The following is a 9099-nucleotide window of genomic DNA, read 5'->3' on the forward strand; positions in this document are numbered from 1 at the left end:
GCCCAAATCCTCACGCAGCCCGCGCCGGGGCGGGAAGTTGCAGCGTGGCCGGGGCGGCCCGCGCCGCGACTTCCTCGGCCCAGTGCAAAATCTCCATCGTCCCGTCATGATGCTCGACCAGCGCGGTGCAGCCTTCGACCCAGTCGCCGTCGTTATAATATTCGGTGCCCTCGATCTCGCGCATCTCGGCGCTGTGGATATGGCCGCACACGACCCCATCGACCCCGCGGACACGCGCCGCATGGGCGACGACTTCCTCGTAGCGGCCGATGAACTGGACCGCGTTCTTGACCTTGTGCTTGGCGACCATCGACAGCGACCAATAGGGCAGGCCAAAGGCGCTGCGGATGCGGTTGACCACCACATTGCATTTCATCAGGCCGGTGTAGGCCGCGTCGCCGACAAAGGCGAGCCAGCGATGCGCGAGCATCACCGCGTCGAATTCGTCGCCATGGACGACCAGCAACCGGCGACCGTCGGCGGTTTCGTGAATCGCCTCGCGGCGGATCTCGACCCCGCCGAAATCGAAGCCGTCGAACGGCTTGCACATCTCGTCATGATTGCCGGGGACATAGACGACGCGGGTGCCGCGTTTGGCGCGCTTGAGCACCCGCCACACAACGTCATTATGCTCGGGCGGCCAAAAATGGCGCTTCTTGAGCCGCCAGCCGTCGATGATGTCACCGACCAGATACAGCGTCTCGCAATCGACATGGTCAAAGAAATCGATCAGCATCGCCGCGTTGCAGCCGCGGGTGCCCAGGTGGATATCGCTGACCCACACCGTGCGATAGCTCCGCCGTTCGCCGATCAGGCGTTCGGGGACGTGCGGATCGGTGGCGAAGGGGTCGGGGAAACGCGCGGGGATGGGCAGGGTCGAAATCGAGGCCATGTCACACTCCATCAGCAGCCTTTGGCTGCCCACGGCCTAGACAGGAGTTTTGTGACACTGTGCGATTCAAAGTGACGTCGGTTTGACGACGGTTTAGCGGCGGTTTTGTGACTATCGGTTCCCAGCCCCGTCATTGCGAGGAGCGAAGCGACGTGGCAATCCAGCGTGCGCATAAACCGCTCTGGATTGGTAGGCCTACGGCCGCCTTGGGCCCGCTACGCTCGCAATGACGATTTTTCGCTTAAGTCCGCCTAATCACCAAATTCCGGATCTCGCTCATATCCTCGATCGCGAAGCGAACCCCTTCGCGCCCGAGCCCGCTGTCCTTCACCCCGCCATAGGGCATGTTATCGACGCGGTAGCTCGACACATCGTTGACGACGATGCCGCCGACGTCGAGGTGATCCCATGCGTCCAGCACCTTTTGCAGGTCGCCGGTGAACAGTCCCGCCTGCAACCCGAACTTGCTGTCATTGACCTCGGCCAGCGCGTCGTCCCATTTGGCAAATTTCGACAGCACGACGACCGGCCCGAACGCTTCCTCGACGACGACATCGCTGCCCGCCGGGACATTCTCCAGCAGCGCCGCTTCGAGCATATTGCCGTCGCAACCGCCGCCCGCGAGCAGCGTCGCCCCCGCGGCGACCGCATCGTCGATCCACCCTTTCAGCCGCTGCGCTTCCTTGACCGAAATCATCGGTCCGATGAAGGTGTCGCGATGCTTGGGATCGCCCGATTTCAGTGTCTTGACCTTCGCTGTCAGCATGTCGCGGAAGCGGTCGTAGATGTCTTCGTGGATGATCACGCGCTGGACATGGATGCAGCTTTGCCCCGACTGATAATAGCCGCCAAAGATGATCCGCGCGAGCGCATGGTCGAGGTCGGCGTCCTTGTCGACCACCACCGCGGCGTTGCCGCCGAGTTCGAGCACGACCTTTTTCTTGCCCGCCTTGGCCTTCAGATCCCAGCCGACGCCGGGTGAGCCGGTGAAGCTCAGCAGCTTCAGCCGCTCGTCGGTGGTGAACAGGTCGGCGCCGGCGCGGCTCGCGGGCAGGACGCTGAACGCGCCCTCCGGCAAAATATCGCATTCGGCGAGCACCTCGCCCATGATGATAGCGCCGAGCGGGGTCATCGACGCGGGTTTCATCACGAAGGGACAGCCGATCGCGATCGCCGGGGCGATCTTGTGCGCGGCGAGATTGAGCGGAAAGTTGAACGGCGAGATGAAGCTGCACGGGCCGATCGGCACGCGCTTCCACATCCCCATATAACCCTTGGCGCGCGCCGAAATATCGAGCGGCTGGACCTCACCATAATTGCGCGTCGCTTCCTCGGCCGCGATGCGGAAGGTGTCGATCAGGCGGGTGACCTCGCCCTCGGCATCGGCGATCGGCTTGCCCGCCTCGACGCACAAAGCATAGGCCAGCTCGTCGAACCGCTCCTGAAACCGCGTCACGCAGTGCAGCAGCACGTCGCGCTTCTCGAAACTGGCCAGTCGCGCCATCGGTTCGGCGGCGCGCACCGCGCCTGCGATTGCTTCGTCGATTACGTCGGGGGTCGCCAGCGCGGTGCGGAAGGCAACCTCGCCGGTGAACTTGTCGGTTACCTCCAGATCGGTGTTCGGCTGCACCGCCTTGTTGTTGAGGTAGAGCGGATAGACGTCTTTCAACTTCATTTTTCACCTCTCCGTACCCCGGCGAAAGCCGGGGTCCAGGGCTAGAAAGCGCAACACTGGCGCAAGGGCGCTCTGGACCCCGGCTTTCGCCGGGGCACAGGAAGCAGAAGACTACATCTCTTTCGATATCCGCTTGATATCGGTATTCAAAATCTGATCATTCTCCGAATAGTCAACCGGGCAGTCGATCAGATGCACCCCCGGCGTGTCGCGGGTATGCGCGAGAAGTTCCTGCAGATGCGCGGCGCTGGTCACGCGGTGGCCGTGGGCGCCATAAGCCTCGGCATATTTGACGAAATCGGGGTTGCCATAGGTCAGCCCCCAATCCTTGAAGCCCATATTCGCCTGTTTCCAGCGGATCATGCCGTAGCTGTTGTCGTTGAGGATCAGCACCGTCATGTTGAGCCCCAGCCGGACCGCGGTTTCCATTTCCTGGCTGTTCATCATGAACCCGCCGTCGCCGCACACCGCCATGACCTTGCGATCAGGATAGACCATCGCCGACATCATGGCCGATGGCAGCCCCGCGCCCATCGTCGCCAGCGCATTGTCGAGCAGCACGGTGTTGGGGCGATAGGCGGTGTAGCCCCGCGCGAACCATATCTTGTACACGCCATTGTCGAGGCAGATGATGCCGTCGTCGGGCATCGCGTCGCGGATCGACTGGACCAGATGCGGCGGAAAGATCGGGAAACGTGCATCCTCGGCCAGCGGCTTGGTATGCTCGACCTCGCCCTGCCGGAACTTCAGCATATGGTCGAATTTCCAGCTGCCGCTGGGGACGATGTCTTCCTTCATCTGCCACACCGCATTGGCGATATCGCCGATCACCTCGATGTTCGGGAAATAGACCGGATCGACCTCGGCAGTTTTCGACGACACATGGATCACTGTCGGCCCGCCGCGCTGCATGAAAAAGGGCGGCTTTTCGATGACGTCATGGCCTAGGTTGACGATGCAATCCGATGCCTCGACTGCACGGTGGACGAAATCGCCCGCCGACAGCGCGGCGCAGCCGAGGAATTTCGGATGCCGTTCATCGATCACGCCCTTGCCGAGCTGGGTCGTCAGGAACGGGATGCCGGTCTTTTCGATGAATTGCAGCAACATGCGGCTGGTCATCGTGCGGTTGGCACCGGCGCCAATGACGAGGACGGGCGATTTCGCGGCTTCGAGCGCCTTCACCGCCTCACGGATCGATTTGCTGTCGGCGTTCGGGCGGCGCGAATGACTGCGTTTCAGCGGCGCCGCGTCGGTATGTTCGTCGGCAATATCCTCGGGCAGCTCGATATGCACCGCGCCGGGCTTTTCCTCCTCGGCGAGGCGAAACGCTTCGCGCACCCGGCTCGGGATATTGTCCGATGCGGCCATCTGGTGGGTGAATTTGGTGATTGGCCCCATCATCGCGACGACATCGAGGATCTGGAAGCGGCCCTGTTTCGATTTCTTGATCGGCTTTTGCCCGGTGATCATCATCATCGGCATCCCGCCGAGCTGCGCATAGGCAGCGGCGGTGACAAAATTGGTCGCGCCGGGGCCGAGCGTCGCAAGGCAGACGCCGGTCTTGCCGGTATGGCGGCCATAGGTCGCGGCCATAAAACCCGCCCCCTGTTCGTGCCGCGTCAGGATCAGCTTGATCTGCTTGGACCGCGACAGGCTGTCGAGAAAGTCGAGATTTTCTTCGCCCGGAACGCCGAAAATATATTCGACGCCTTCTTCCTCCAGGCACTCGATGAACAGGTCTGATGCTTTTTTCATGTACAGTCGCCCCCTCAGCCACGCACCACCCCGGTGCGGCCCCAAGCCATGCTGGCGACCCACAGCATGAATATTGGCGCAGCGGCTCCCGTCGTCAGGCCGCGAGTCCCTGCTGCACCGGAAGGGTTTGTAACGAGGGGGCAAGGGGTTGTCACCCTGCGCGCCTCGGCCGGCGTTGAGAGCAAACCAAACCGCTACTAAACGGCCTCTCTCTCGAAAATTGTATGCCGCAGAAATTGTTTGCCGCAGAAAAAGTATCGACTTCGGACAGAGCTACTTGACCGGACTCAAAGATTGAGCTTTTCCTTCCCGAAGGGGGAGATGATTCATGAATCTGATACGCGCCATTGCGGCTGCACTGCTTGTGCTGTGCACGAGCAGCTTCGGTTTGGCACAGGCTCAGGAGCGAACCGCCGTACGGCAAGGTTTCACGCTGCCGCCGAATAGCGGCAAGACCATACTTTTGTTCCGGCCAACGATCCGTGTTGGGGCGCAGTCCACGGGCGGAATGTTCGAACCCAATGCCGATTGGACCGCGCAAGGTCGCGAGCATATGGGTGTCTCGTTGAGGCAATTACAGGATCGCCTCGGCAATCGCGTGATTGAAGCCTCAGAACCGATTGGTGAACAGGCTTTGCTTGTGGCCGAACACATGGCACTTTTCGCCGCTGTCTCGAGCTCGGTTATTAACTACCAATTCTTTGTCGGTAATCGACTTCCGACAAAGAAACGGGACAATCGGAACGATGTATTCGAATGGACACTTGGCCCCCAGGTAGCGCGTCTGCCGGGGGCAGCCGATGCAGACTATGGTTTGTTCATTTATACAGAAGATCAATATGGATCGACTGGCCGTAAGGTTCTGCAAGCGTTTGCAATGCTCGGAGGTGTGGGTGTGCAATCGGGCGTTCACAGTGGTTATGCGGGCCTTGTCGATTTGAAGACTGGCGAGTTGCTATGGCTGAACGCCGATGGAAAGATGGGCGGCGACGTCCGCACGCCGGAGGGCGCCGAGAAGCGAATGCGTCAGTTGCTGGAAGAATTTCCGGGTAGCTCGGTCCAAACGGCCCCAGCTGCGTGATGCGACCCATGGTCCGGCTTTTGGCCGCGGTGGCGGCAATGGCGACCCTTGGGGCGGCCAACCCCGAACGAGAATTTGATCTGCCAACATACACGGGCGCCTATCAGCCTCAGAACGTCGATGAGCGCGGAATGTGGATGGTGGACGACGAGAGCGAGCGGCTCACCCGCGATTCGCGCTTGGTTATTCGCGATGAAGCACTGAATAACTACGTGCACTCCGTACTATGCCGCGCTGTGGGGAACGATCGTTGCGGCGGCGTGCGAATTTATATTCTCCGGGTGCCCGTATTCAACGCGAACATGAGCCCGAATGGTACGATGCGCGTCTATTCCGGCTTGCTGTTGCGCATGCGCAACGAAGCCGAACTCGCGTCCATTCTTGGGCATGAATTTGCCCATTTCGAAATGCGGCATTCGCTGGATGAATTTCGTCGTAAAAGATCGACCAGTGATCTGCTTGCCTGGACTGCAGTGCTCGGAACGCTCGCGGCAACCTATGGCGGCGGTAGCACCCAGTCATACGGCGATTTTCGTATCTCGGTATATGGCGCCCTTTTCCGCTTCAGTCGCGATCAGGAGCGGGAAGCCGATATTCTAGGCTTTAGCTATATGGCGGAAGCGAAATATCGGCCGTCGGCCGCGTCGGAGGTTTGGCGTTCTGCGATGAATGAAGCCGATGCGACATCCACCGGTCGCGCGTTGCGCGGCCAGCGTTACGACAAGACTGCCTTCTTCGCGACGCACCCTACTAATCTTGAACGAGCGGACTATCTGTCAGCGCTGGCCAATCGTGTTCCGGGCGGCGAGTATGAGGGGCGGAATGCCTATCAGGCCGCCTTGGCGCCGTGGCTGGATCAATTTCTCGAAGATCAGATCAAGCTGAACGACTTCGCCGGGACGGAATATCTGATAACCCGCCTTGGTGCGGAAGAATGGACGGCTCCGCTCCTGCTCGCGCGCGCCGAGCTATATAGGCTGCGGGCTAATCCGCGCGATCTTCCGAATGCAGTAGAATTCTATCGCCAAGCACTAACCCTCAACCCTGACTTGCCAACCGCATATCGCGGGATGGGACTGTCGCTGATGCGCATGGATCGCAAATCAGAAGCAACCCCTTCGCTCTCCCGCTATCTGGAACTCAAGCCCGACGCACTCGACGCGGATATGATCCGCTCGCTCGTTGCGCCCCAATGAAGGCCTTTAAAATGCTAAAATCATTGTTGAAACCGGTGCTGCTTATTTCGGCAGCTGCGGCACTAACTGCTCCAGCCGCACTGTCGGCAAATGACCTGATAAAGAGCGGCGAAACCGTGGCCGTTGCGAAGTCGACGCTGTCGATTACACCGCCCCGCGACTGGAACAAGCTTTCGGCAAGGCCGGGAAAAAAAGCCGAGACGTGGACGCTGGATGGCGAACAGCTCAACGATATATCTTTTTATTCCGATATTGCCCCCGGCGAGCCGTTGTTACGTGAACGCAGCAAAAAGCGTGACCCGCTGCCCAAGTTGCGGTCGAACAGCCTGCTGACGGACGTCCCTGAATTCCTTGAAGGGACATATCGCGCTCATTTTGGCATCGCGGTTTTTTCTCTTGGGGCTTCGAAGCCCACCAAATTCCTGAATGAGCCGGCGATCCAGTTTACATATGAATATGTAACGCCTGACGAATTGACGCGACGGGGCGAAGCCATCGCAGTGCTTCGGAGTGGCAAACTGTTTATGATCACTTACGACGCGCCCAAGCTTCACTTCTTCGAGAGAAATATCGAAGATTATCGCGCGGTGGTCGCAAGCGCCAAGATAGCCTGACAATCGTTCAATCCACGTCGAACAACCCCGCCAGCTGTTCGACCATCGTCCCGCCCAATTGCTCGGCGTCCATGATCGTCACCGCGCGGCTATAGTATCGCGTCACGTCGTGGCCGATGCCGATCGCGCACAGCTCGACCGGCGAACGGTTCTCGATCCATTCGATCACCTGGCGCAGATGCTGGTCGAGATAGGCGCCGTGGTTGACCGACAGGGTGCTGTCGTCAACCGGCGCGCCGTCGCTGATCACCATCAAGATCTTGCGTTCTTCGGGGCGGCCGATGATGCGGCTGTGCGCCCAGGTCAGCGCCTCGCCGTCGATATTTTCCTTGAGCAGCCCTTCGCGCATCATCAGCCCGAGCGATTTGCGCGCGCGGCGATAGGGCTCGTCGGCGGGCTTGTAGATGATGTGGCGGAGGTCATTGAGCCGACCGGGGTGCGCGGGGCGCCCCGCGGCGAGCCAATCCTCGCGGCTCTGGCCCCCCTTCCAGGTGCGCGTGGTGAAGCCAAGGATTTCGGTCTTCACGCCGCAGCGTTCGAGGGTGCGCGCGAGGATGTCGGCGCTGATCGCGGCGATGCTGATCGGCCGCCCGCGCATAGACCCCGAATTGTCGATCAGCAGGGTGACGACGGTGTCGCGAAAATCGGTATCGCGCTCGATCTTGTACGACAGCGACTGGCCGGGCGACACGATGACGCGGGCTAGCCGCGCCGCGTCGAGCTGGCCCTCCTCTTGATCGAAATCCCACGCGCGGTTCTGCTGCGCCATCAGCCGGCGTTGCAGCCGGTTGGCGAGCTTGGTCACCGCGCCCTGCAGATGCTGCATCTGCTGGTCGAGATAGGCGCGCAGCCGCGTCAGTTCGTCGGCATCGCACAGCTCGGTCGCGAGGATGATCTCGTCATGCTTTTCGGTGAAGCGCAGATAGTTGAAATCGGGGATGTCGCTCGGCAGGCGATTGGGGCGCACGGGCAACATACCCTCATCGCCTTCGCCGCCCATTTCGGGCTCGCCGTCGGCTTCCATTTCCTGCGCGTCGGGGTCGCTGTCGCCATCGTCGGCCTGATCGCCCGCCATTTCGGCGCGCGCATCGACCTGGCTCTCACCGCTGCCGCCGTCCTCGCTGTCCTGTTCGTCCTGGTTTTCCTCGGCCTCGCTCTCATCCTCCTCGCCGCCGTCCTCGGCGCCCTCGTTCACCGGCTCGTCGCTCTGGATCAGGTCGAGGTGGCGGAGTGCCAGCTTGGCAGTTTCGGCGAAGGCGGCCTGATTGTCGAGCAGCATCGACAGCGCGGTCAGGTCGCCGCCAGCCTCCTTGGCGATCCATTCGCGGACGAGCGACAGGCCGGTTTCGGTCCCTTGGGGTGCCTGATCGCCGGTCAGCGCCTCGCGCAGCATCAGTTCGAGCGCGCTCGAGATCGGCACATCGTCGCGGCCCTGCGCGCGGCTGATCGGGTCGCTCCGCATCCGCATCGCCAGACTGGCCGACAGGTTCGCGCGCATGCCGTCCATGTGGCGCGCGCCCAACGCCTCGATCCGCGCCCGCTCCATCGCATCGAACGCGGCGGCGGCGAGCGGTTCGGCGGGGCGCGCCGCGGCGTGCAATTTCTCGCTGTGGTGCTTCATCCGCAGAGCATAGGAATCGGCAAAGCCGCGCGCTTCGGCGACCTGATCCGCCGGAAGCGTGCGCGACGGCGTCGGCACCTTGATCGCCTTGCCGATCTGCGCGGGCGCGTCGGCGGTAAAGCCGACCTCGACCTCGGCGTCGCGGGTCACCGCACGCGCGACGCTCGATAGCGCAGCCTTGAAATCGTCGAGGGGCGAAGAGGTGGTCATGGCAGGAGGCGGTCTTCTAAAGCCCTCCCCCTTGATGGGGGAGGGTTGGGTG

Annotated in this window: 7 protein-coding genes; 3 read left to right on the forward strand and 4 right to left on the reverse strand. The window is 61.4% G+C overall.

All coding sequences use genetic code 11. The features are described 5' to 3' along the window. Window positions 1-10: 10 nt before the first annotated feature. The 3 genes from FFS68_RS12845 to FFS68_RS12855 form a co-directional block, all read right to left on the reverse strand. On the reverse strand, window positions 11-892 hold the full coding sequence (locus FFS68_RS12845) for a UDP-2,3-diacylglucosamine diphosphatase (RefSeq protein ID WP_137753604.1): 882 nt from the start codon (window positions 890-892) through the stop codon (window positions 11-13). Between the two features lie 241 nt (window positions 893-1133). Beyond that, complete coding sequence (locus FFS68_RS12850) at window positions 1134-2567, reverse strand: aldehyde dehydrogenase family protein (protein ID WP_137753605.1); 1434 nt, start codon at window positions 2565-2567, stop codon at window positions 1134-1136. A gap of 111 nt (window positions 2568-2678) precedes the next feature. Beyond that, window positions 2679-4325: an acetolactate synthase large subunit gene (locus FFS68_RS12855; protein ID WP_137753606.1), complete on the reverse strand. Its 1647-nt coding sequence runs from the start codon at window positions 4323-4325 to the stop codon at window positions 2679-2681. Between the two features lie 328 nt (window positions 4326-4653). Between FFS68_RS12855 and FFS68_RS12860 the strand changes: the two genes are divergently transcribed. The 3 genes from FFS68_RS12860 to FFS68_RS12870 are packed head-to-tail and all read left to right on the forward strand — an operon-like array spanning window position 4654 to window position 7216. Continuing rightward, complete coding sequence (locus FFS68_RS12860; RefSeq protein ID WP_137753607.1) at window positions 4654-5406, forward strand: hypothetical protein; 753 nt, start codon at window positions 4654-4656, stop codon at window positions 5404-5406. 8 nt (window positions 5407-5414) lie between these two features. Continuing rightward, the gene (locus FFS68_RS12865; RefSeq protein WP_249340148.1) at window positions 5415-6602 is read left to right on the forward strand and encodes a tetratricopeptide repeat protein; all 1188 of its coding nucleotides are present in this window, start codon (window positions 5415-5417) and stop codon (window positions 6600-6602) included. Window positions 6603-6613: 11 nt separating this feature from the next. Beyond that, window positions 6614-7216: a hypothetical protein gene (locus FFS68_RS12870; RefSeq protein ID WP_137753608.1), complete on the forward strand. Its 603-nt coding sequence runs from the start codon at window positions 6614-6616 to the stop codon at window positions 7214-7216. 7 nt (window positions 7217-7223) lie between these two features. Here FFS68_RS12870 and cobT read toward each other — a convergent pair whose 3' ends face one another. Then, window positions 7224-9047 (reverse strand): cobaltochelatase subunit CobT, encoded by a 1824-nt coding sequence (gene cobT, locus FFS68_RS12875; protein ID WP_137753609.1) that lies wholly within the window; start codon window positions 9045-9047, stop codon window positions 7224-7226. Window positions 9048-9099 lie beyond the last annotated feature (52 nt).

Source organism: Sphingopyxis sp. L1A2A (assembly GCF_005502465.1).
Taxonomy (GTDB): domain Bacteria; phylum Pseudomonadota; class Alphaproteobacteria; order Sphingomonadales; family Sphingomonadaceae; genus Sphingopyxis.

What these genes read in the sequence shown, in the direction of transcription:
- FFS68_RS12855 (WP_137753606.1), bottom strand. Translation starts at nt 4,325, where the DNA reads ATGAAAAAAGCATCAGACCTGTTCATCGAGTGCCTGGAGGAAGAAGGC.
- FFS68_RS12860 (WP_137753607.1), top strand. Translation starts at nt 4,654, where the DNA reads ATGAATCTGATACGCGCCATTGCGGCTGCACTGCTTGTGCTGTGCACG.
- FFS68_RS12850 (WP_137753605.1), bottom strand. Translation starts at nt 2,567, where the DNA reads ATGAAGTTGAAAGACGTCTATCCGCTCTACCTCAACAACAAGGCGGTG.
- FFS68_RS12870 (WP_137753608.1), top strand. Translation starts at nt 6,614, where the DNA reads ATGCTAAAATCATTGTTGAAACCGGTGCTGCTTATTTCGGCAGCTGCG.
- FFS68_RS12865 (WP_249340148.1), top strand. Translation starts at nt 5,415, where the DNA reads ATGGTCCGGCTTTTGGCCGCGGTGGCGGCAATGGCGACCCTTGGGGCG.
- FFS68_RS12845 (WP_137753604.1), bottom strand. Translation starts at nt 892, where the DNA reads ATGGCCTCGATTTCGACCCTGCCCATCCCCGCGCGTTTCCCCGACCCC.
- cobT (WP_137753609.1), bottom strand. Translation starts at nt 9,047, where the DNA reads ATGACCACCTCTTCGCCCCTCGACGATTTCAAGGCTGCGCTATCGAGC.